Annotated in this window: 23 protein-coding genes; 5 read left to right on the plus strand and 18 right to left on the minus strand. The window is 44.1% G+C overall.

The features are described 5' to 3' along the window. Positions 1-58 precede the first annotated feature (58 nt). Positions 59-196, plus strand: coding sequence for a hypothetical protein (locus QUF19_RS21375; protein WP_009845892.1), 138 nt, complete (start codon positions 59-61; stop codon positions 194-196). A gap of 209 nt (positions 197-405) precedes the next feature. Here the strand turns inward: QUF19_RS21375 and QUF19_RS21380 are convergent, their stop codons facing one another. The 13 genes from QUF19_RS21380 to yiaK form a co-directional block, all read right to left on the minus strand. Next, the gene (locus QUF19_RS21380; protein ID WP_286303220.1) at positions 406-1,605 is read right to left on the minus strand and encodes an MFS transporter; all 1,200 of its coding nucleotides are present in this window, start codon (positions 1,603-1,605) and stop codon (positions 406-408) included. An 89-nt stretch (positions 1,606-1,694) separates the two neighbouring features. Continuing rightward, positions 1,695-2,018 (minus strand): hypothetical protein, encoded by a 324-nt coding sequence (locus tag QUF19_RS21385; protein WP_286303221.1) that lies wholly within the window; start codon positions 2,016-2,018, stop codon positions 1,695-1,697. 10 nt (positions 2,019-2,028) lie between these two features. Further along, a complete protein-coding gene (locus QUF19_RS21390) occupies positions 2,029-2,898 on the minus strand; it encodes an L-ribulose-5-phosphate 3-epimerase (RefSeq protein WP_017072595.1) in 870 nt (289 codons plus the stop codon). A gap of 9 nt (positions 2,899-2,907) precedes the next feature. Next, on the minus strand, positions 2,908-3,666 hold the full coding sequence (locus QUF19_RS21395) for an IclR family transcriptional regulator (protein WP_017072594.1): 759 nt from the start codon (positions 3,664-3,666) through the stop codon (positions 2,908-2,910). 7 nt (positions 3,667-3,673) lie between these two features. Continuing rightward, positions 3,674-4,318 (minus strand): 3-keto-L-gulonate-6-phosphate decarboxylase UlaD, encoded by a 645-nt coding sequence (locus tag QUF19_RS21400; RefSeq protein ID WP_286303222.1) that lies wholly within the window; start codon positions 4,316-4,318, stop codon positions 3,674-3,676. Then, a complete protein-coding gene (locus QUF19_RS21405; protein WP_286303223.1) occupies positions 4,311-5,804 on the minus strand; it encodes an FGGY-family carbohydrate kinase in 1,494 nt (497 codons plus the stop codon). The genes QUF19_RS21400 and QUF19_RS21405 overlap by 8 nt, the downstream gene beginning before the upstream one ends. Beyond that, complete coding sequence (locus QUF19_RS21410) at positions 5,804-6,292, minus strand: NanQ anomerase/TabA/YiaL family protein (RefSeq protein ID WP_009845885.1); 489 nt, start codon at positions 6,290-6,292, stop codon at positions 5,804-5,806. The genes QUF19_RS21405 and QUF19_RS21410 overlap by 1 nt, the downstream gene beginning before the upstream one ends. A gap of 48 nt (positions 6,293-6,340) precedes the next feature. Further along, complete coding sequence (locus tag QUF19_RS21415; protein WP_286303224.1) at positions 6,341-7,147, minus strand: Cof-type HAD-IIB family hydrolase; 807 nt, start codon at positions 7,145-7,147, stop codon at positions 6,341-6,343. A gap of 54 nt (positions 7,148-7,201) precedes the next feature. Next, positions 7,202-7,912: an L-ribulose-5-phosphate 4-epimerase gene (locus QUF19_RS21420; RefSeq protein ID WP_102249454.1), complete on the minus strand. Its 711-nt coding sequence runs from the start codon at positions 7,910-7,912 to the stop codon at positions 7,202-7,204. Positions 7,913-8,008: 96 nt separating this feature from the next. Further along, positions 8,009-8,983: a DctP family TRAP transporter solute-binding subunit gene (locus QUF19_RS21425; RefSeq protein ID WP_054541601.1), complete on the minus strand. Its 975-nt coding sequence runs from the start codon at positions 8,981-8,983 to the stop codon at positions 8,009-8,011. A gap of 21 nt (positions 8,984-9,004) precedes the next feature. After that, the gene (locus QUF19_RS21430; RefSeq protein ID WP_286303225.1) at positions 9,005-10,285 is read right to left on the minus strand and encodes a TRAP transporter large permease subunit; all 1,281 of its coding nucleotides are present in this window, start codon (positions 10,283-10,285) and stop codon (positions 9,005-9,007) included. Continuing rightward, positions 10,285-10,773 carry a TRAP transporter small permease gene (locus tag QUF19_RS21435; RefSeq protein ID WP_102299233.1) on the minus strand — a complete coding sequence of 163 codons (489 nt, stop codon included), beginning with the start codon at positions 10,771-10,773 and terminating at the stop codon, positions 10,285-10,287. Before QUF19_RS21435 ends, QUF19_RS21430 begins: the two co-directional genes overlap by 1 nt. Positions 10,774-10,797: 24 nt before the next feature. Then, a complete protein-coding gene (gene yiaK / locus QUF19_RS21440) occupies positions 10,798-11,799 on the minus strand; it encodes a 3-dehydro-L-gulonate 2-dehydrogenase (RefSeq protein WP_286303226.1) in 1,002 nt (333 codons plus the stop codon). 426 nt (positions 11,800-12,225) lie between these two features. Between yiaK and QUF19_RS21445 the strand changes: the two genes are divergently transcribed. The 3 genes from QUF19_RS21445 to QUF19_RS21455 all read left to right on the plus strand — a co-directional run bounded on the left by QUF19_RS21445 (position 12,226) and on the right by QUF19_RS21455 (position 16,243). Further along, on the plus strand, positions 12,226-13,413 hold the full coding sequence (locus QUF19_RS21445) for a glycerate kinase (RefSeq protein ID WP_286303227.1): 1,188 nt from the start codon (positions 12,226-12,228) through the stop codon (positions 13,411-13,413). A gap of 288 nt (positions 13,414-13,701) precedes the next feature. Beyond that, positions 13,702-15,153: a catalase KatE2 gene (katE2, locus tag QUF19_RS21450; RefSeq protein WP_054541599.1), complete on the plus strand. Its 1,452-nt coding sequence runs from the start codon at positions 13,702-13,704 to the stop codon at positions 15,151-15,153. A 217-nt stretch (positions 15,154-15,370) separates the two neighbouring features. Then, the gene (locus tag QUF19_RS21455) at positions 15,371-16,243 is read left to right on the plus strand and encodes a patatin-like phospholipase family protein (protein ID WP_286303228.1); all 873 of its coding nucleotides are present in this window, start codon (positions 15,371-15,373) and stop codon (positions 16,241-16,243) included. A gap of 114 nt (positions 16,244-16,357) precedes the next feature. On the opposite strand, the gene QUF19_RS21460 is transcribed toward QUF19_RS21455, so the two are convergent. From QUF19_RS21460 to QUF19_RS21470, 3 genes are all read right to left on the minus strand, one after another. Then, positions 16,358-17,350: a 2-hydroxyacid dehydrogenase gene (locus QUF19_RS21460; protein WP_017081793.1), complete on the minus strand. Its 993-nt coding sequence runs from the start codon at positions 17,348-17,350 to the stop codon at positions 16,358-16,360. 223 nt (positions 17,351-17,573) lie between these two features. Next, a complete protein-coding gene (locus QUF19_RS21465) occupies positions 17,574-17,906 on the minus strand; it encodes a TehB family protein (RefSeq protein ID WP_065682630.1) in 333 nt (110 codons plus the stop codon). A 62-nt stretch (positions 17,907-17,968) separates the two neighbouring features. Then, positions 17,969-18,784: a ferredoxin--NADP reductase gene (locus tag QUF19_RS21470; RefSeq protein WP_286303229.1), complete on the minus strand. Its 816-nt coding sequence runs from the start codon at positions 18,782-18,784 to the stop codon at positions 17,969-17,971. A gap of 353 nt (positions 18,785-19,137) precedes the next feature. Here QUF19_RS21470 and yihG point away from each other — a divergent pair, with 353 nt between their 5' ends. After that, entirely contained in the window at positions 19,138-20,082 is a 945-nt protein-coding gene (gene yihG / locus QUF19_RS21475) for a 1-acylglycerol-3-phosphate O-acyltransferase, YihG family (RefSeq protein WP_286303230.1), read from the plus strand. Positions 20,083-20,237: 155 nt separating this feature from the next. Here yihG and QUF19_RS21480 read toward each other — a convergent pair whose 3' ends face one another. Both QUF19_RS21480 and QUF19_RS21485 read right to left on the minus strand, forming a co-directional pair. Next, positions 20,238-20,960: a tRNA (adenine(22)-N(1))-methyltransferase gene (locus QUF19_RS21480; protein WP_286303280.1), complete on the minus strand. Its 723-nt coding sequence runs from the start codon at positions 20,958-20,960 to the stop codon at positions 20,238-20,240. A gap of 132 nt (positions 20,961-21,092) precedes the next feature. Further along, positions 21,093-22,835, minus strand: a complete 1,743-nt coding sequence (locus tag QUF19_RS21485; RefSeq protein ID WP_286303231.1) for a diguanylate cyclase domain-containing protein — start codon at positions 22,833-22,835, stop codon at positions 21,093-21,095. Between the last annotated feature and the right edge of the window lie 72 nt (positions 22,836-22,907).

Raw genomic sequence — 22,907 nt, forward strand, 5'->3', positions numbered from 1 at the left:
CTTTGGTCACATAACGGCGCAAAATTGACCTCAGATCACATAACGATGAGAACACAGTATGAACGCTACAGTAATCACAAATGAAAACAACGCATCACTAGCAAAACCTTCAGTAATGAATGAAGTTCTATTTTTTGCTAAGTCTACCGTTATCATGGGTGCGATTATCCTACTTGTTGCTTCTGCTTGGGTTTAGTTCCTTAAATAAACCCGCGTTAAGTGTGATCAGTGGTGGTGATTAGCCACCCACTGATTCAAACTAACGTCAGAAGCACGAAATTAACCCCTTTACCTTTCTGCCTCCACTTCTCTTTCTCTACCTTCTAGGCCAACTTCCTAGTTATCAAGCGGCTTATCTAAATTAATTTATTTATCCAAGCCAATTTACCTATCTAAAACAGTGGTTTAAAGACGATTCTTTAAACTAGACCAGTACAAAATCATCATTAATACATACGCTAATGCGGGCGCAATATAACTCGTGCTCAGCGAAAGCTCATCAATCAAGCTCGCCTGTGCGAATGGCAAAATAACTCCTCCAATTGAACACATAATGAGAATTGCTGCCCCTTGTGAGTTTTGCTTACCTGATGCATGTAGCGCTTGTGCGTAAATGATAGGGTAGAGCGCAGAATTACATAGCCCTACGACAAGCATCAAATAGCCAACCCAAACATAATTTTGATAGACCGCAACGGCGCTAATCAAAGCTGCAATAACGCAAGACAGCGAGAAGAGATAGTGCTTGTTTACTGTGTTTCCAAACTTGGCAAATAACACTCTTCCAACAAACATGAATACCCAATAAAGAGCGATGATCTGTGTTGCGAATACCAAACCAAGGTCGCCATATTGCTGGTCGGCAAGATACGCAATAGTAAAAGTACCAAAACTGACTTCTACACCAATGTACAGCAACAGTACCAACGCTAACTTCATAAACTGTTGATTTTTAGTTAGAAGCGTTAACCCTCGCCAAAAGCCAGTCATCTGTTTTGGCTTGATATCTGGGAGCGTCATTTTGCTAAAAAATACCAGCAAGCCGAAAAAGAACAGGGCGATGATCAAGAACAGAAACGAAACTTGATGGGCGGTGTTGTCGACGTTAAAACTTGCAGCTACGAGAATGACAGCGGTCAGCACTAACGGGCCAAGCACAGTGCCAACGGAGTTCGATGCCGTTGCGACACTTTGACGTATTACGCTCTTATCGGGTGTCGAGAGTAGTGATACGTAAGGTGAACTCACTACTTGAATCGCGGACACGCCTGAGGCCATTAATAAGATACCAATTAGTGTTGGAACAAGCTCTTCTCCTCGTACTAAATATGCCATGGCTAGGCAGCCCAGAAGGCACCAGATCAAGCAGAACTTCAGCGTAGTTCTATAGCCAATTTTTGCCATGACAAATGACGTTGGAAGCGACACCGTAATTCGGGTGATAAAAAAGGCCATGGGAAATAGCATCGCCATTTTATAATCGAGAGAGAAAGCTTCTTTGTAATGTGGAATTAGCGAGTTACTTGAAACGGTAATTAAACCCCAGATAAAAAAGATCAGAGACAGTAAGACCAGTGGGGCATCTTTTAACGGGAATACTCTCATAGTGATTCCTTATTAATAGCGATAAAAAAAGCAGAAGATGATCTTCTGCTTTTCGATTGAGACTTTACGGTGTATTGCCTATTAAGCTGTTAATCACGAACAAAATTGATGTGATGAACATGGATGTTGTATTTCTCAATGATCACTTTGGTCGCATGCATACTTTTGATTCGTTGCTCAGACTCTAAAGCAGCAGCCATTGCTGATTCGTTCTCGTAGCTGTGCTGCATCATAAGCAGTAGGTTTTTATGGCTGTCAGCTTCAATTGCTTCAGGCTTGTTCAGCGTTAGCCCTTGGTTATTCGGAAATGTGCGAATAATAGGCGCGACTTCGTTTTCCATGTATTGGTAGAAGTCTTGTTTTTGTTCTTCAGTTAAATCAGCTTCGAAAAAAGCGGTGCGAAAAATTGTCATGGTCGTTCCCTTACAGTTCAAAGCCAGATTGGTTAGCGATAGATTTCAACGTTGCTTTTGCTTGTTTGATATCGTCTAACCAGTTGTCGTTTTGTGCCCACATTTCAATCACTAATGGTGCGCTGTAATCAATTTCAGCGAGTGTTTTGAAAATAGCAGGGAAGTCGACTTGGCCTTCACCGATAACAAGATCTCGGAACTGACCTTTGCAGGTTTCTGAAACTCGTAGCGTGTCTTTTAGGTGAACTTGTACTAGGTGATCACGGCTTAGTTTAAGCTCTGTACACACGTCGTAGTTCCAACCAGAAATATTGCCGACATCTGGGTAAGCCATGAAGTAAGGCGATGGGATCTCACGTTTTAATACTTCAAACTTGCTCAATGAGTTCAGGTATGGAGTATCCATAATCTCAACACCTAGCATGATGCCTGCGCGTTCTGCCATTTTGGTGGCTTGCTGCATACCTTCAATGAAGCGAGCGTGTGTTTCAGCCGATTGCGGCTCGTAGTACACATCGTATCCCGCCATTTGAATACAACGAATACCAAGCTTGTAAGCCAATGAAATCGCTTTTTCCATGATGATCAGCGATTCAGTGCGAATAGCATCATCCATTGAGCCAAACGGAAACTTACGGTGTGCGCTTAGGCACATTGATTGGAAAGGCATTTGATGCTTTTCACATAGACGGCGAAGCTCATAAATTTCTTCGTCTGACCAATCTAAACGAGCACGTCGCTCATCGGTTTCATCCACTGAAATTTCTACAAAGTCGAAGCCAGCTTCTTTAGCGTGAATCAAACGCTCTTCCCATGTAAGGGTGGTTGGCATCGCTTTTTCGTAAATACCTAATCTGAATTTGTTTTTAGAATCAAACATTCTTTTTCCTTAAAAGAGTTGTTGTTCTATACGCGTTGTTATGTCTTGAATTCTGCTAGCGATCTCTTCGTAGCCGAGAGCTTTCATTTTTGGCGTAAGCGAAGAGACGCTAACCGCGTATACAGGAGAATTGTTCTTGTCAAAAATAGGGACAGCAACACAAGAAATACCCGCTTCGTTCTCTTCATCATCGAGCGCATAACCACGACTCTTAATTTTATCGAGAACACCAAAAAACTGAGACTTGTCGAGAATCGTGTTTTCAGTTAACGGCTTCATTGTGCTGACATTACGTTTCCAATAGGTTTCTCGAACGCTCTCAGAGCTAAATGCTAAGTAACATTTTCCTGCCGCTGAGCAGTACATTGGAGAATGTAGCCCTACGTAGGTTCGAGTTCTAAAGGAAGAATTAACGGGTTCAAACTTGTCTTTAAAAATGATGTTGTCAGCATCAAAAGAGAGAAAGTTAACCGTTTCATTCACATCGTCGAGTAGCTCAGATAGGTATGGCTTAACGGTGCCAGTGACATCAGAATTGATAGCAGCGTGTCCAAGCTGAACCAACTTCATTGTTAAGCGATATTCTTTACCTGAACACATTTGAGCAACATAACCAGAGGCTTCAAACGTTGCTAAAATACGGTGGACAGATGACTTGTTGAAGCCAGTCCCTTCAGACACTTTTTGTAGCGAAACGCCATTAGGATAATTCCCAAGGAATTCCAATACGGTCAGTGCTTTAGACAACGATTTAATTTGCTCACTCATATATGTGCTACCAGTGTTTACCTATTTCAGTATGGAAGTTTTCTGCGATGTCACGTCCGTTGCTACCGGCTAACGCTCGGCCAGCAATAAATGACTTTGCAGACAGATTCTTAAACAAATGCAGATCGTCAGGAACAATACCACCAGTGATGGATAGTTCAATTCCTAGATTCGATAAATTCTGCATTTTATATAAATCTTCTTCGGTCCAGCTCACACCAGCAAGCTCCGCATCACGTGAACGGTGATAAATTGCTTGTTTAATACCCATGTCGACCCAAGCTTGCGCATCTTCCATTGTCCAGTGCCCATACAGCTCAATTTGCACTTCGCCGTCGAATTCATCCGTTACTTTCTTCGCTGAACGAATAGTTTCGATGTGTGCTGCTGCACTTACTGTTACCCAGTTAGCGCCGGCATCCATCGCCAGGCGCGTTAATATGGCACTGGCATCGGTGATTTTCATGTCACAGACAATGATGTGATTTGGGTATTTTTCTCGTAGGATTCTTACGCTGTCTACGCCATGGGCGAAGGCTAAAATCGTCCCGATTTCAATTACATCTAACTTATCTGCAACATGCTCTATTGAGGCTAACGCTGTGACGATATCAGTGGCATCCAGTGCCATTTGTAACAAGGGCTTAGACATCTATTTCATCCTCAAATTGTTTAAAGAGCTGCACCAGTCTTTGATAGTGCTTATATTTCTTTTGGTAAGTGTCGTAGTGTTCAGGGTTCGGCTCGACACGTGACGTAGAATTAGTGATAGCTTGAGTACATTCTTCTAATGAAGCGAACTCACCAGCACCGACCATTGCCATCATTGCAGCACCTAATGAACCGGTTTCATCAACGTCTGATATTTCAACGGTCATTCCGGTAAGGTCAGCCAGCATTTGCATCCACACAGGACTAGATACTGGGCCGCCTGTCACTTTCAGTATGTTGGCTTTTGGAAAGCGTTGACGCATACGTTCAAGGTGAATGTTGTGACAGAATAAAATGCCTTCCCAAATAGCTTGAATCAGGTGGCCTTTGGTATGGTGTGATTGCAGGCCATAGAAGCCTGACTTTAGACCGAGCCCTTGGTTAGAACCGTAGAGGAATGGCACAAAATAGATGCTGCTTGATGCCGGATCTAATGCTTCCACTAACGCTTGATTTTGCTGGTGGTTAAGCTGGCCATTTTCACCAAGGTAGTCAGCAAACCATTCATAGTTACCCGCAGAAGTCGGGCTCGCTTCATGAATGATGTATTCGTTATCGACGGCGTAATGGCCGTAAACAAAGTTGTGCGCTTCTTGAGTCACTTGCTTTGAGATACCAGACGTTACCGCCCATGTGCCCATTACGTAATTCAGGGTGTCTTCTGAAGAGTTGATTCCAGAGCAGATCGTTGTTGATACCACATCAAATAACCCACCAAACACAGGCGTTCCAAGTGCAAGGCCTGTCTCTTTGGCGATGGCTGCGGTGATTCTCCCTGCTTGCTGCTGAGGCTTTACAATGGGTGGGAGCGCATCCCAAATTTCTTCAATGCCAAATGTCTCCAGAAGTGCTTTGTCATACTTACCAGAGATTGAGTTGAAAAAGTTACTTTCTGAAATATTGGTCAGCTCTGCAGTAACTTCGCCCGTTAAGCGATAGCGAAGGTAGTCGTGAGACATCATAACTGCGCCAATATTGTTGTATCGTTTGGCATCGTTTTCTTTGATCCAACGAAGAATCGATACAGGATGACCTGTCCAAAGCGTTTGCAGTGTGGTTGGATAGATCTCTTGTGCTTTACCCTGTTCTAGCCATTCTTTAACAATGGGCAGCGAACGCGAGTCTGAAGACATAATGCCATGACCAAGGTTTTGTCCTTTTTTATCAAGAAGGTAAACGCCTTTGCCTTGGGCTGAAATGCTTAAGCCTTTGATGTTTAATGGATCGACTTTTGTGGCTTCTAGAAGCTGTTTAATGACGTCGACCGCGTTTCCCCATAAAGCATCTAGATCCCGTTCTACCCAGCCTTGCTTCTCGTTGATGACGCTCGCTGATACACGAGCAAGGCCTTGTTGTTCACCTTTTGCGTTAAACAACGCGGCTTTCATAAAAGTGCCGCCAGAATCAATTCCAATGTAGTAATTCATTATTTGGCTTCCAGTAAATCGTTGTGAATCTTCACCACCAGTTTTCTTACTGGTTGGCTGTCATCATTTTCAATATTGGTGATGTGCACGATATTTGGCGTGAACAAATAAAATTGATTGCGTTTTGCATGAATGAAGCTGAGTTCAATTCCCGGATATTCGTAGAATTGGAGGTCACGTTCTTGGTTATAAGGCTGTGCGTTGCTGTGTTCGCCTGTATCGATTGCCCAAGCCATTACTTCAGAACCTTCGAGAATGATCTGTAGATCAGAATGGTATTTATGGACTTCAGGTTGGAAGTTTCCTAAAGGCTCTTTGTCGTATTCCAACACAACAAACCATGCCTGTTTTGAATCAAAACCAGGGAGTTCATGGCGACCTAATGCGAGTTTTTCTTGGTCGAGACTGTTCAAGTACTCAAGCACGTTTTGAATAACGACAGGGTACGACTTGCTGATCTGCGTAGGTTGAGTATTTCCGACTAACATAAAAATTCTCTTTAAATATAAACAGCTTAATAAAGCTGATGCTTTAAATTAATGGGCACTAAATAGGTCTTGTAAAAGCGTCGCTAACCCTGTCTTATCATCATTGTTTTTGGGCGTGATTAGGTTGGCTGAGCTTTTTACGGTGTCATCTGCATTTTGCATTGCGATGCCAAGTCCTGCTGCTTTAAGCATCGAAATGTCATTGTGGTTATCACCAATCGCGACACACTGCTCTAGGCTGATACCGAGCGGCTCAATGTAGCGAGTCAAGGCATTGCCTTTGCTATTACCTGTTGCTGCGAAATCGACACGATCAATCCAAGATCGTTCGCCGTTGAAGTTCTCTTTCACAAAAGGAATCTCTGCGAATGTGTTTACTTCACCTTCAACGACAAATTTCCACACATACTCTGAAATTTGTGCTTCATGTTGGAAGTCGTCGACCTTTTGAATGTTTGGTCGCTGGCTTTCTGGAAAGGTTTGAGACCACGTCAGTAGCGCTTCCATGTATTCAATAGGGCGTGCTCTCGAGTAGAGCATTGCATCACGCACATACATCACCATCTTCAGATCATGAGCTTGAGATAGGGTGATAAACTCAGCCGCAATTTCTTTGTCGATTGCGTTTTCTTGAATGACCGTATCGTTCTGGTAATCAAAGATGTAAGTGCCATTGCAACAAATTATTGGAGTCGATAAACCAAGCAGATCGTAATAAGGTTTTGCCGCGACATGATGGCGACCCGTAACGATAACCACATGAGTGTGTTGAGCGACTTGCTTGATGGCTTCAACTAACTCTTGGCTAATAGTGTGCTGCGAGTTGAGCACCGTCCCATCGAGATCTAACGCCAATAGCTTGTGCTTATACAGGACTTATGCGGTGATGACTTATGCATGTGCGAGGCCTTACTTCTGTCCGTAGTATGAGTTCTTGCCGTGTTTACGGTTGTAGTGTTTATCTAGCAGCTCAGGTTGAATCGCTACTTCTGGACTGATAGCGCGAGTGGCTGTTGCCATGGCAGCAATCTCTTCCATTACCACTGCATTGTGCACTGCATCTGAACCATCCTTGCCCCATGTAAATGGTGCGTGGCCTGCGATGATGACACCTGGCATTGCTTGCGGGTCGATATCACGTTGGTTGAATTCTTCGATGATCACCAAGCCTGTGTTTTTCTCGTAATCAGATTCGATCTCAGCTTTTGTTAGCAGGCGAGTACAAGGTACATCACCGTAGAAGTAATCGGCGTGTGTTGTGCCCAGCGCTGGAATGTCTCGGCCGGCTTGTGCCCAAATTGTTGCGTTACGAGAGTGCGTGTGAACGATGCCGCCAATGGTTGGGAAGGCTTTGTAAAGCTCAATGTGCGTAGCCGTGTCGCTTGAAGGGTTCAGCTTGCCTTCAATGCGGTTGCCTTCTAAATCGAGAACAACGATGTCATCTGCCGTCATTACATCGTATTCAACACCTGACGGTTTTATTGCAATCACGCCACGTTCGCGGTCGATCTCAGAGACATTGCCCCAAGTGAAAGTCACTAAGCCATATTTAGGAAGCTGCAAGTTTGCTGCGAACACGCGTTCTTTTAATTCTTGGTATGTTTTTTGTTGTTGAGACATTGTGTTTGCCCATGTTGGATTGAGTGAATGACGAGCGGATTGCCTAGCTAAACTTCCTAGCTAAAAAAGAGGACTAGGCAATCGCACTCAATTACGTTACTTAGCTGCTAGTTTGATCTTGTTGATCATCACATCGCCATTTTTCTCGATGTAAGCGCTCCAAACTGGTTGGATAGCTTGTTGGAAAGCAGCACCATCAACGTCACGGTTTACTTGCATGCCGTTTGCTTCTAGTTGAGCAATCATCTTGTCTTCTTTCTGGATGCTTAGCTCACGTTGCATTGCTACGGCTTCAGCAGAAACTTCTTCGATAATCTTTTGCTCATCTTCAGTTAGCTTGTCGAACTTACGTAGGTTCATTGTTAGAACTAATGGTGAGTAAGCATGTTGTGTAAGGCTTAGGTATTTTTGTACTTCATCAAACTTGAAAGACAGCGTTACAGAAATTGGGTGGTCTTGAGAGTCAACAACGCCGGTTTCAAGTGCTGTGTAGAGTTCTGATACTGGAAGTTGTTGCGGGTTAGCACCTAGCTCGTTGAACATGTCGTTTAGAGCTTTAGAACCATTCACACGCATTTGTAGGCCTTCAACATCAGAAGGAATACGAATAGGTTTTTCGTTGTTAGTCATGTTGCGGTAACCATTTTCAGGGAAACCTAGACCTTTAAGACCGAATTTTTCAAAGTTAGCTAAAACTTCTTTACCCGGTTCGCCGTCCAGTACTTTGTATGCGGTTTGACGATCTGGGAACATGAACGGCAGAGTGAATGCTGCAGATTCAGGCATTAGACCGTTGTAGTTGTTCAAGCCAACCATAGCCAAATCCACAATGCCTGCTCGAGAACCATCGATCATCTGCTTATCACTGCCCAATTGACCTTGTGGGTAGATGTTTACTTTGATTTCGCCATTTGAACGAGCTTCAACTTCTTTCTTGAAGAACAAAGAAAGATCTTGTTGTAAGTCTGACTCTGGTGCTGCGTGCGCCAGTTTCAAAGTCGTAGCGGCAAAAGCGCTAGAGCTCATTGCGATAGTCGAAGCGAGTAAAGTAAGTTTTAGTAGGGTTTTCATTATTATTTTCTCCGTCGAGGATTAACCAATGACAAACGACATTGGCACAGTGATAATGCTTGGGAAGATGACAAACAGTGTGAGCAGAGCCATGTAAGCTGCGATGAAGGGCAATACACCTTTCACGGCGGTCGACATTGGTACTCTAGCTACACCACACACTACGTTTAGTACGGTGCCTACAGGAGGCGTAATCAAGCCAATTGAACAGTTAATAACGAACAGTAGGCCGAAGTACGTTGGGTCAATTCCAGCCATCTTGATGACAGGCATTAAAAGGGGTACAAGGATTAGAATCGTTGGGCTCAAGTCCATAACCATGCCGACACAAAGTACGAGCAACATAATTACTGCCATTAACAGGCGTGGGCTATCCACCAGTGGACCTAACATTTCTGCAAGTTGTTGAGGTAGCTGAGCAACTGTAATTAGCCACGCTGCAACCATTGCACAACCCACCAAGAACATAACCATTGCGGTCGAGCGACCAGCGTTCAGTACGATGTGGTAGAACTTCTTAATCGAGAGCTCTTTGTACACAAACGTAGAGATGAAGATTGCGTAAGTTGCGGCTACTACAGCGGCTTCCGTTGGTGTAAAGATGCCGAAGCGAATACCAACAATGATGATGACTGGCAGCATTAAGGCCCATACACCATCTTTAAGTGCTACGCGCTTTTCTGCTTTTGTCGCTTTTTCTGATGTTGCTAGGTTTTCTTTGCGGACTGTCCAGCGCCATACAAACATCAATGTCATACCCATTAATAAGCCAGGAACGATGCCGCCTAGGAATAGGTTTTTGATCGAGATACCGCCAGCAACACCTACAAGGATCAGAGGGATTGAAGGTGGAATAACGGGTGCTATGATACCGCCTGAAGCAAGTAAGCCCATTGAAGGTGCTTCTGGGTATTTCGCGGCTTTCATCATTGGGTAAAGAATACTGACCAAGGCTGCTGCATCTGCTACAGCTGAGCCAGAAAGGCCAGCAAGCAGTACCGAAGTCATGATTGCAACGTAACCCAAGCCACCTTGGCGATGACCAACGTAAGTGGTTGCTAGGCGAACAATACGCTGTGACAGGCCTCCTGATGCCATCACTTCACCCGCAATGAGGAAGAATGGAATGGCAAGCAGAGTGAAGCTGTCGACACCATTAATTAAAGACTGCGCAAGAATGTCTGCACTAAAGAAGTCCATGTGAAGCATCAGCGCCATTGAAGACAATAACAGTGCAAACGCAACAGGAAGACCAAGTAAGATTGAGACAATCAATACCGATAAGAAAATGGCTAACGTCATTATTCTTTCTCCTCATCTAAGCTATCTAGCTGCCAGTCGGGCTTGAAGATTCGAACAAAGGCAATCACGCCCATTAACAAACCTGACACCACACCGGCTAAGTAAAACAATGCTGAAGGAAGCCCTGTAAGCTGAGAAATATCTGACCAGTTAGACATCATTTGACGGTATGAACCGACGTAAAGCATGCCTACAGAAATCAGTACTATTACCCAGCAGATACGTCTTAGTACGGGTACTGCTTTTGGGAAGAGTCGTTCAGAAAATTCCGCAACAGCGAGGTGTTCACCTCGGCGCAGCACAACGGCAGCACCGAGCATGACAACCCATACAAGACCAAGGCGAGATAGTTCTACAGAGGGACGAAGACCAGAAGAAAAGCCATAACGTAAAACTACGTTAGTAAATACGAGTGCAACCATACAGGTCAGAATGACCGCCATGATGACATCGATACTTTTCCAAATACTCTTTAATACACTTTGCATAACGCTTTCCCTACCTTTGGCTAATTACAGAGACGTAATTTGATCCCAAATTCCATCGTTAATTTCAATGCCGCCAGCTGCTTCGTGTTTCTTGATGAAGTTTTCAATTTCAGAACCAGCAATCATCACTGAACCCGTTTCAGCAGGCTCTGACTCAAGTACGTAATCGCGGATGCGCTTCATTTCTTGTGCGTAAGTGCTTTGGTCCATAGTCTTGCTTAGGTCGATAGCGATAAGGAATTGAGACACTCCAAACTCGCCACCCATATCTTCCGTCAGTGCTGGTACTGAGTGGCCGCCAGTGATTGCCGTTAGCATCATGTCTAGTACGATGGCCATCGATGAACCTTTCCAGAAACCCATTGGAAGTAGGCGTTTGTTTTCCCAAAGTACATGTGGGTCTTTTGTTAGCTCGCCGTTATTATCGAAGCCGCCAACAACAGGAAGTTCCTTGTCAGCAAGGACGAAGTTTTGCAGTTGACCATAAGAGAATTGAGTCATTGAGCAATCAACAACAACGGGTGGATCGCCAGCCACTGCCATGATTAGAGGGTTTGAACCAACACGGTGATCTTTACCGCCCCATGCAGGCATTACTGCGATTGAGTTGGTTGATGCAATTCCAGCAAAACCTTCACGAGCCATTTTCAATACGTAAGCCCCGCCACGCATCCAGTGGTTAGAATTACGCATACCGACCATGCCAATGCCGTAGTCACGAGCCAATTCCATGGCACGCTCTGCACAGATAAGACCGTTAAGAACGCCAGGGCCGTAGTTACAATCCCATTGCTCTAGTGCACCCATACTGTTAACGCATTCTGGTTCAGAATTTAATTTGATTTGACCTTTATCTACTTGGTCAATGAACACTGGAAAACGGTTGATGCCATGTGAGTAAGTACCTTCGTTTGCCATCTCAACAAAGCCAGCCGCAAGCTTGGTTGCCATTTTTGGTTTCATGTCACGATCCAAAAGGATTCGTTCGTATTCTTGTTGTAGTTTTTCTGTTGATACTAAAGGCATCTGTGTTCTCCGATAAGTTGAATTCCATAATACGGAATTAATTATCGTTGTTATTCCGAAAATATTCTGTGAGCAAAGTTGCGAAATATTTCCTTATTAAGTTTTTCTCTAATAAGTGTTAAGCGGTTAAAAAACGGGACAAAAAGATTTTATAATTCCGCAATGCGAAACAAAAAGCGTGTTCAGGATCTGGTTTCTAAGACTAAATCGAATGAAATTCGATAATTTCGCGGGAATAAACTTGTCAAATTATGGAATTCGAGCAAACAGTAACTTTACTGAATATAAAATAGTGGCGCTGAAATCTGAGGGAGTGGTCAAATTCAGAGAGCGAAATACGCACAGTTGAGCTGTCTTCTATATAGTGGTTTTGTTGTTTTGGAATTATTTATTGGTAGATCTCGTTAAGTTTTGGAGCCAACTTCTATGAAAATTGTTATTGCACCAGACTCGTTTAAAGAATCTCTATCGGCGGTATCGGTGGCGGCGTGTATTGAAAAGGGCTTTCGTGAAATCTTCCCTGACGCTGACTACGTGACCTTGCCTTTGGCTGATGGTGGCGAAGGTACGGTAGATGTATTGCTACAAGGCTTAGCCGGACAAAAGCGAACACATCAAGTGGAAGGGCCATTGGGCGCATTGGTTAATGCTGAATGGGCGATGCTTGAACCATCCGATCGCAACCCCAACAAAACGGCATTGATTGAAATTGCTGCCGCATCTGGTTTGGATTTATTGACACCAGAGCAACGTGATCCGTTGATTGCTTCGTCTTTTGGTACTGGGCAACTGATATTAGAAGCAATAGAGCAGGGTGCTCAAACGATCATTCTCGGATTGGGTGGTAGTGCGACCAACGATGGTGGTGCAGGCATTGTACAAGCGTTAGGTGGACGCTTGTTAGTTAGCAAAGGGCAAGATGGCAAAGGGCAAGAGCTCAGCCGAGGCGGTGCTGCACTTGCAGAACTCGCATCTATTGACCTTTCAGATTTAGATTCACGTTGTGCTGATATCGAGCTGATCGTAGCGTGCGATGTCGATAATCCGCTATGTGGTGATAACGGTGCCAGTCATATATTTGGTCCGCAAAAAGGGGCGACCCCCGAGCAAGTATTGATGCTTGATACTGCGATTGCGAACTTTGCAAAAATTGCTGAATCGCAAGGTTGTGTTAGTGGCGATGAACCCGTTCAAAAGCGCACGGGTTATGGCGCGGCTGGTGGTACGCCGATGGGGCTTGGTTTGATATTCAACATGCAAATTAAACCTGGTATCGAGATGGTATTGGATGTTTTGCAAGCCGATGACGTGTTGAAAGGTGCCGACCTTGTGATCACCGGTGAAGGGCAAATGGACAACCAAACTCTGCAAGGCAAAACACCTTACGGCATTGCTAAACGTGCGAGCTTGCAAGGTATTCCGACTATAGGGATTGCCGGGTCATTAGGCACTGAAGTCGAAGCGCTTTACGGTGAAATGAGCAGCTTGTTCGGAACGGTAAGATCGCCCCAAACTTTGGAAAAAGTATTACAAGAGGCGGAGCTTAACTTAACAAGAACGGCAAGAAATATCGCTGCGACTTTACGGTTAGGTCACAAAATATCGCAAAATTAGCGAGTTATGATGAGAGAAGGAGAACCTTATAACTAGTTCATGAAGTCATGTAAGTTGATGATTATTATATTCTAAATATTATTATCAATATTGAATGATTATGATTTAGATCATTAATTTGATAGGTTTTATCCATGATAACGATAATTACAAACGATTATATTTTACTTTGAGTCAGGCTTATTCTATATCCTTAATTGCTGCGTGGTTTTGTGTGATGAATAACCACCATACAGAAGTGAAGGTGCAGCAAAGATGCTGTACCTAAATGGTAATAAGGAATTGATGATGAGTAAAAAACTAACTACAGCTGCGGGTTGTCCTGTTGCTCATAACCAGAATGTTCAAACTGCGGGTAAACGCGGGCCTCAACTGCTTCAAGATGTTTGGTTTTTAGAAAAAATGGCGCATTTTGACCGCGAAGTCATTCCAGAGCGTCGTATGCACGCGAAAGGTTCAGGCGCTTACGGTACATTTACGGTTACACACGACATCACAAAGTACACCAAGGCAAAACTGTTCTCTGAAATAGGTAAAAAGACCGACTTGTTTGCACGTTTTACAACGGTAGCGGGTGAGCGTGGCGCAGCTGATGCAGAGCGTGATATACGCGGTTTTGCATTGAAGTTTTATACCGAAGAAGGTAACTGGGACATGGTGGGTAACAACACGCCCGTGTTCTTCTTACGTGATCCTCTTAAGTTCCCAGATCTAAACCATGCGGTTAAGCGTGACCCGCGCACAAACATGCGCAGTGCGAAGAACAACTGGGATTTCTGGACCTCTCTACCTGAAGCACTTCACCAAGTCACCATCGTAATGAGTGACCGTGGTATTCCTGCTACTTACCGCCATATGCACGGTTTTGGTAGCCACACGTTCAGCTTTATTAACGCAGACAACGAGCGTTTCTGGGTGAAATTCCACTTCAAATCTCAGCAAGGCATTAAGAACTTGTCTGATGCAGAAGCAGGACAATTGATCGGTAATGATCGCGAAAGCCATCAACGCGACTTGCTAGACAGCATCGATAATCAAGACTTCCCGAAATGGACACTGAAAGTACAAGTGATGCCAGAAGCGGATGCAGCGAAAGTGTCTTACAACCCGTTCGATCTTACTAAGATCTGGCCACACGCAGATTACCCATTGATTGAAGTGGGTGAGTTTGAATTGAACCGTAACCCACAAAACTTCTTCGCTGAAGTTGAGCAGTCGGCATTCAACCCTGCAAACGTGGTTCCGGGTATCAGCTTCTCACCAGACAAGATGCTGCAAGGTCGCTTGTTTGCTTACGGTGATGCGCAGCGCTACCGTTTAGGTGTTAACCATCAGCATATCCCAGTGAACGCTCCTCGTTGTCCTGTACACAGCTACCACCGTGATGGTGCGATGCGTGTTGATGGTAACTTTGGTAGCACATTGGGTTATGAGCCAAACAACGAAGGCCAATGGGCAGAGCAACCAGATTTTGCAGAACCAGCATTGAACCTAGATGGTGCTGCTGCGCACTGGGATCACCGCGAAGATGAAGATTACTTCTCGCAACCGGGTGACCTGTTCCGTCTGATGACACCAGAGAAGCAAGCGATTCTGTTTGATAACACTGCTCGTAACCTAGGCGGCGTGCCTAAAGAGATTCAACTGCGTCACCTAAGACACTGTTACAAAGCCGATCCAGCTTATGGTGAAGGTATTGGTAAACTGCTTGAAATCGATGTGAGCGAATTTAAGTCGTAATCAATAAACTCGTTTAAATAGTTAGAAGGCCGTTGAGTTAATCACTCAATGGCCTTTTTTGATCTCGCTGCTCATCAAGACACCCTAAATCATTGAAAAACTGAGCTATCTATGTTGATAGCTTTTACCTATCGAATTGATAAACACATCCCATTATCTTTATAAGATGGACGGGATTATCCTGCAGCTATCAGTTTATAAAGTAATAGAGTTTGAGATGAGTAAAAGCGCATTAATCGTTGAAGGTGGGGCAATGAGAGGCATCTTCGCTGCCGGAGTGTTGGACGCCTTTATGCAAGACGATTTCCGTCCCTATGATTTCGCCATTGGCGTATCTGCGGGTGTGTCGAATTTGGTTGGTTACTTATCTCAAGCGCCGAAACGCAGCTATAACGTGATCATCACGATGGCGACTGACAAAACCTTCTTCAACCCAGCTCGTTTTGCCAAGGGTGGTAACTTGGTGGACGTGAAGTGGTTGTGGAATGAATCAAACCAACGCTATCCACTGGATTGTGGTGAGATGTTTTCAAGTATCCCACTGATTGCCGCTGTCACTAATGTGGATACAGGCAGTGCTGATTACTATCATATTAAGCCAGAAAACCTTTCTAACGTGGTTGAAGCGACAACCGCGCTACCTATTGCTTACCGTGAGACTCCATGTTTCTCGGGTGGTTGCTATACCGATGGTGGTGTGGCCGATTCGATTCCAGTTCGTGAAGCATACCGACGTGGTGCACGCGACATTACCGTGATTCTGTCTCACCCACTTAGCTACCGAATGAAACCGCAGAAGTATCAGTGGATGCTGAAAAAGCTGTTAAAGAAATTCCCAAATATTGCTGAATCAATGGCAGTACGTGCTGAAAACTACAACCAATCTTTGGAGTTCATTCGCAATCCACCAAAAGATGCGACCATCAAGGTGATAGCACCACCAGAAGCGTTCGCGGTTAAGCGATTAACTATGGACCAAACTGTTTTGGATGCGGGCTATGAGATGGGCGTGAAGGCTGGTGCAGAGCATCTAGCTATTCGCAAAGGCATTTATGGTTTGGATACTGAGGATTGTCACTTCTGCGTCTAAGAACTGTTTTTGAATACTAGATAAACGAAAAAGCCACGCTGTTCACTTAGGAATAGCGTGGCTTTGTATTTGTGGAGCTAGTTTGTGTCAGACTGCTCTTAACTCAATTTGTTGTTAAACCAGTTCGTTGCCGCTGGTGTTGCCTGTGAAAAAGGCATCGACGCTGGTGAGCGTTGTATTGGCAATGTTGAACAGAGCATCTTTGGTTAAGAAGGCTTGGTGACCTGTGAACAACACGTTGTGACAAGCGGATAGGCGACGGAATACGTCATCCACAATCACATCGTTAGATTTATCTTGGAAGAACAGCTCTTTCTCGTTGTCGTAAACATCAAGGCCAAGCGCACCAATCTTGCTTTGTTTGAGCGCTTCAATTGCGGCTGTTGAATCAAGCAACTCACCACGACTGGTGTTGACGATCATCACGCCATCTTTCATTTTGCCAAATGCCGTTGCATCCAACAGGTGGTAGTTCTCTTTGCTCATTGGGCAGTGCAGAGAAATCACGTCAGATTCTTGGTAAAGCTCATCGAGTTCTACGTATTTAGCACCCAGCTCTTTTGCCAATGGGTTCGGGTACGGGTCGTAGCATAGGATGTTCATGCCTAAACCTTTCAGAATACGCATCGTCGCTAAGCCAATCTTTCCTGAACCAATTACACCAACGGTTTTACCGTGGAAGTTGAAGCCAACTAGTCCCTCAAGAGAGAAGTTCGCATCACGAGTACGTTGGTATGCTTTGTGTAGCTTGCGGTTCAAACACATCATCATACCGACGGTGTGTTCTGCTACCGATTCTGGTGAATAAGCAGGAACGCGAACCACTTGCAGGCCAAACTCTTTGGCAGCGTCTAGGTCGACTTTATCAAAGCCCGCGCAGCGCATCGCAATCAGCTTAGTGCCGCCTTTTGCTAGAATCTCTAGCACATCTCGCGATAGGTCATCGTTTACAAACGCACAAACGACTTCGTTGTCGTGCGCCATTTTTGCTGTTGTTGTAGTGAGTCGAAAATCGTGAAAATGGAACTCGGCGTTGAGTTCGCCTTTTGCAAGTTCAAATGATTTTTCGTCGTATGATTTTGAGCTAAAAAAAGCAATGTTGAGCATGGCTTCCTCTCTTACCTAAAATATAAATAATCCACTTATTCATTATCTGAAACGGGATTAAAACTAATAACTTTGTTCAGTGTGCTAGAGTTTTTTTGTCTTGTCTATCACCATTAGTCACTGTAATTACTATGGTTATTTGGTCTTCTATCATCACTTTTTGAACATCGGAAATCACACTACGAAGTAGCTTGCTTATAAGTTCATCAATATTGAATGGATCTTACTTTCGGGTATTGAACATCTTCTTGGTCTCTTTTTCTGACCAGAAGTTAATGTTGAATTGCGCATCGTCACTCAGTTCCACTCGATGCCAATATTGAGGGGGACTGGTAGCAAATTGCCCGGCTTGAATTGTGGTAACACTTTCTGGTTCTGTCGCGTCGGCATCAGCAAAGCCATAGAAGGTGACAGTCCCTTCCATTACGCAGATCTGGCCGAATACGCCTTCTGCGGTGTTGTGGTGATTAAGCAATGCAGCAGGTATGTTGTCTTTGGTGAAAAATGGCGTTGAACGTTGAATTTTCCAGTGTGACGGAATACGTAAATGACTCATATAAAACCTCTTCTTTAACTATTCTTTGAAATTGGTACTTCTATGTCGTGGGTGAGCAATCTTTACCAATAGTTCTCGCTACTAAATTGACCTGGCTTCTTGCGTAAGTGTTTTTGTAATCCCAACGATATTAGTGCTTCGCTCGTGTCTCGAACCATTTGGGGATTACCGCAAAGATAGAAGAAACTATGTCTTTGGTTGATAGTGATAGACGAGGCTCGTTCAAGGTCGCCTCCAAGTAACAAGCTTGGGATTCGTCCGCGCAAAGTTCCGGTGACTGATTCTCTAGAAATAATTGGCACATACTTAAGTTTCCCCTGAAAGTGTTCAACGAGTTGATTGATTCGGTCTTGATAGGTGAGGTCTTGCTCTGTTCTTACAGCGTGAACCAACACAAGGTTGTTGAACGACGTTGTGTTGTTGAAATCTACGTTGCCTTGTTGTTCTATCAACAGGCTTTCGAGCATAGAGATAAAAGGGCCCACGGCCGTTCCGGTTGAAAGCATCCATAGATCGTCTGCGATCTCTGGGATTTCCTCTAATGTCATAAACCCGCTTGGGTCTTTGCCGACAAAGATGTCGTCGCCTACCTTCAATTGATGAAGTTGAGGAGAGAGCTGACCGTTTTGATCTTTAACAATTAAAAACTCAAGCGATTGATGACCGTGTTCGTGTTCGTGTTCGTGCTCTGGCGCATTCACCATTGAGTAAGCACGTCTAACAAATTCGCCTTCACTGTTACGTAATCCCAGCTTAGTGAACTGCCCAGCTTGGTAGGGCGAGACTGACGCACTGACTTGAAGCGAGAACAGTTGTTCTGTCCATTCGGTCTTATGCACTACTTTTCCGGTTACTAAGCCATGAGGAATATCTGTCATATCATCACCTTTGTTTAGAGAAGTTATCTCATTAAGGATACTCAACTATCTTACTTTTTGGAGTTGCATGTACCATGCCAATAATGAGAATGCTTATCAATACTGAATTTCTGAGAGTTATTACTTGTAATTGAGTCAAAATAACACATTTAGAATTGAGTCCTTGTGACTTGTAATGGTCTTTTTGTCTTGTCAAAGATTCGGCCATGGTGGCTTTACTATGGCTAATTTTGAACTGAGCTTGATTAAACTCAATGAGTGGTTTGACCCTTGAACGATTCCACCAATAACTGAAGAGAATAATTTACAGATGAGTATAATGGCGGCTTTCGATCTCAATATAGCCATGTTTTATGCTTGATAATCTTCGTATGGTCTTGAACGTTTTGTTCGTGACAATCAATACTGCCATGACGGCTTTTACCGTCAGTTTCTTTGGCCTCATCAAACTGATTCTCCCAATACATCCGATTCAAAAAGTGTGTACTCGCTTAGCTAACTTTACGTTCTGGTGCTGGGCTTCTCTTAACTTGTGGATGCTCAACGTCAATAACGATATCGAGTGGCAAGTTGAAGGCGGGGAAGATATCTCGACCAAGCAGTGGTATTTGATGATGTCGAATCACCTAAGTTGGGCAGATATTGTGATTTTGTCTTCTATCTTGAAAGACAAGATGCCGATGACTAAGTTCTTCCTTAAGCATGAACTGTTGTATGTTCCTTTTGTCGGTTTGGCCTGCTGGGGCTTGGACATGCCGTTCATGAAGCGCCATTCACGCGAGTTTTTACTGCGTAACCCAGAACGTCGTAATGATGATTTTGATGCGATTAATAAGGCGTGCACCAAGTTCAAACTTGCACCGACAACATTGGTAAACTTTGTCGAAGGAACGCGTGCTAACCACGAGAAGCTATCGACAGTGAAGACACCTTATCGACACCTACTAAAACCGAAAACCGGTGGTGTGGCGTTTGCTCTGTCTGCAATGGGCCCTATCTTAGATGGTATCGTCGACGTTACTTTGGCTTATCCAGAGAATCAGACTTCTCCGTTTGAAGACATGCTGAAAGGTAAGATGAAGAAGGTGGTCGTGCGTATTAAATTGCACCCAATGGATGAGAACGTAAACGGTAACTACTTCGAAGATAAAGCGTTTAAACGCCGTTTCCACAGTTGGTTGAATAACACGTGGAAAGAGAAAGATGAATATCTTGATACGGTTTATGGGGTTGATACGCCCTGTGAGGTTGAAACGATTGATGAGCCCGATGCGGTTCACAAGAAACAAGAGCAGTAAGCTCAAACGAAACCAATAGCATCAAAAAAAGCCGATAGTTCATTGAACTATCGGCTTTTTTATTGAATACGTTTCATCAGTTTCGACCTGTGAAGTTAGTGCTTACTATATTCTAGTGGCAGTAGAAACAATGTTATATGCAGAACAGGTGAGGGCTAAATCGCTTGGTAAGCATCAATGATGTGCTTCACTTCGCTGAGTTTACCTTGCTGCTCTTGGCCTTGGTGAATACGCAGATAATGCTGCAATGTTTTGGCTTTGTATTGCTGAGATATCTGTAACTGCTGTTCGCAACTCGGCGCCCAAATCTTGTCACCCACGTTCGATATCTCACTAAGTGGTCGAAGATTTTCGCTTTCGCCTTGGTTGTTACTGACCAATAAAATTTCGTAGTAACGACGGTTTTCTTCAATCAACACTTCATCAATAAGGCTGAACTTGAGTGCTTTTAAATGGCTTCTTAGCTCGAATTGCTGATGCACAGGGCAAAGCAAAAAATCGATATCTTTGTCTGGATGTTGGCGATGAATATCATCGACGAGCTTTTGCGTTAGATCGCCACCCACACCTGCAATAATGACGAGGTGTCTGCCAGTGTGCTTGTCTAGCGGAATGGCTGCGACATCTAAACAATAGACTTTCCACTGACTCTGCTTGTGTTGCTCAACGTTGTTATCTTGAGGAAAGTAACGCGTTAACTTGCCTTCAAGATCGTTCATAAGAGACGGGACAATATCCACAAAGTGAATCAGAGGTGCCTTGTTATCCGACAACAGTTGAACGCCCAAAAAGCCGTGATCACAGCAGCAGTCCCAAATGTGTTGGTAGTCATTGCTGACAAGAGAGCGGAGAGTTTGCAGTCGGTTGCTGAGCTTCATAAGATTCGTGTCGTTTGAAAGTGATAGGGCGTTGTCGTATCGAAAGCGCATTGTAATGACTTTATACAAAAACAAAAGCACCTAGAGGTTAAATCCTAGGTGCTTTATGTGTACGCGGAAATCTGCGGTGGTTTATGAAGCTTGCGCGACGGCTCTTATATGGCCTTCCACTCGGTTCTTTCCTAGCTGCTGTGCAATCAATTTGGATTGTTCAGCCAAGGCTAGGGCGGCATCGACGGCCCCTTCAACCTGCGAAAATCCAATGCTCGCACTGAGTGAGAGCGTTATCTCAGGCGTTTCAATGGTTTTGTCTGCGATACTCAATCGACACTGATCAAGCTGATGTTTCGCGTCTTGCGCACTATTGGCCTTGAATACGATACCAAATTCCTTTTCGTTTAAGCGAGATAGGCAGATGCCTTTGGGCTTCGGAAAATGGGAACGTAAAGTTTCTGCGGTCAGCTTGATCATTTTGTCGCCAATTGACTCACTATAAGCTCGATTTATGTGGTCGAAATTATCAATATCTAACAGAGCAACGTAGGTATCGGATTCATATGCATGCAGACGTAAAGCCTCATCAAAATGCGCTTTATTGTCTAGCTGGGTCATCAAGTCTTTACAGCTAACTTGTAGGTGAATCAGTAAATTAGATAAAGAAACCTCTGCGTAGCTGCGGATCATTCGCAGAATGGTTTTATTGATCGGAAAGCGACTATTGATGTAAATCACCGCGATGAGCTGCTCACGGGCATGAAGCGGGATGCAATAGTGGCGCTGATGGATTTTGAGCTTTCTCGCCAACACATCAGCGTACTTACCATTTTGGTAGGTTAACTGTTCTGGAAAGAAGCTGTCTGCAAGTGCTTGGTCGGTGTGAACAATTGACTTATTGCCGTGATAATCAATGGTACAAAACGAGTGACACCCGGCTTGGTACAGACAAAACTGAATACCGTTGTGATAGGCGAAGTTATTGATTATCGATTTCAACTGAGTTTTAAAGCTTGCAAGATCGTTCACTCGATTAAGCGACGACAGGGCTGAGTTAAGTCGATGAATCAGGTAGTTGGCCACAATCCAAAGCAATAGAAGCGAGCCGATAACAATACCGGTCAGCGTGAATTGGTGAGAGCTGGTTAGAATGTCTTTTCTATCGGTGCCGGCAATGAATACCCAATTAAGGCTGTTGTCAGCGTCAAACACAGAAACTTTGAAATTGTCTTGATAGTAGTACTCATGATTACCCTTGAGTTGACCTAGAGACAGTAAGTGACTGATCCCAGCATGATAGCTGATCGATTTAGAACCGACACGTTTCGGATCTGGGTGGAACACCAGTCGTTCAGTGGTTCTATCGACAACAAACACATAGCCATTGCTGAGCGTTTTTAAGTCTCTTAAGCCTTGTGTGGTATGCAGTAAATCAAACTCTATCCATATTTCTTCATTGAGCTTGGCCACGGTATGTTTGACTGCGAACACCCAGCGGTCGTCTGGCTTTTGATAAATAGAAGAGATGTAGAAGTCATCGACGACGGTATCTAGCGGTTGCCATTCAATAGCCGATACTTGGCTTGCTGAGAGTGGAAAGCCTCGAGTAGAGATGTAATGCTCAGATTGAGGTTGGTAACGAATAATATCGGCAAAATTAGGTGTTCTTTTTAGAATGTTTTCACTTAATTCAACAAATTTATCGCTGTTAACCGCCCTTATTTTTAGGTCACCAAGGCTGGTTTCTAAGAAATACAATTTGCCGAAGGTCGCTTCGATATTGGACTTGATGACGGAGGTGGCAATACGGATGTTTGAAGATGATTGAGACTCTGCTGAGTTTTCAACTTGGGTCAATTGAGCTGCTGCGAGATAGAGCATTCCTCCAGTTAATAAGAGTATGTATGGTTTGAAAAGCCGAATAAGTGTTTTAGGTAAAGCCATGATATCCAA

Source organism: Vibrio sp. FE10, assembly GCF_030297155.1.
Classification (GTDB): domain Bacteria; phylum Pseudomonadota; class Gammaproteobacteria; order Enterobacterales; family Vibrionaceae; genus Vibrio; species Vibrio apostichopi.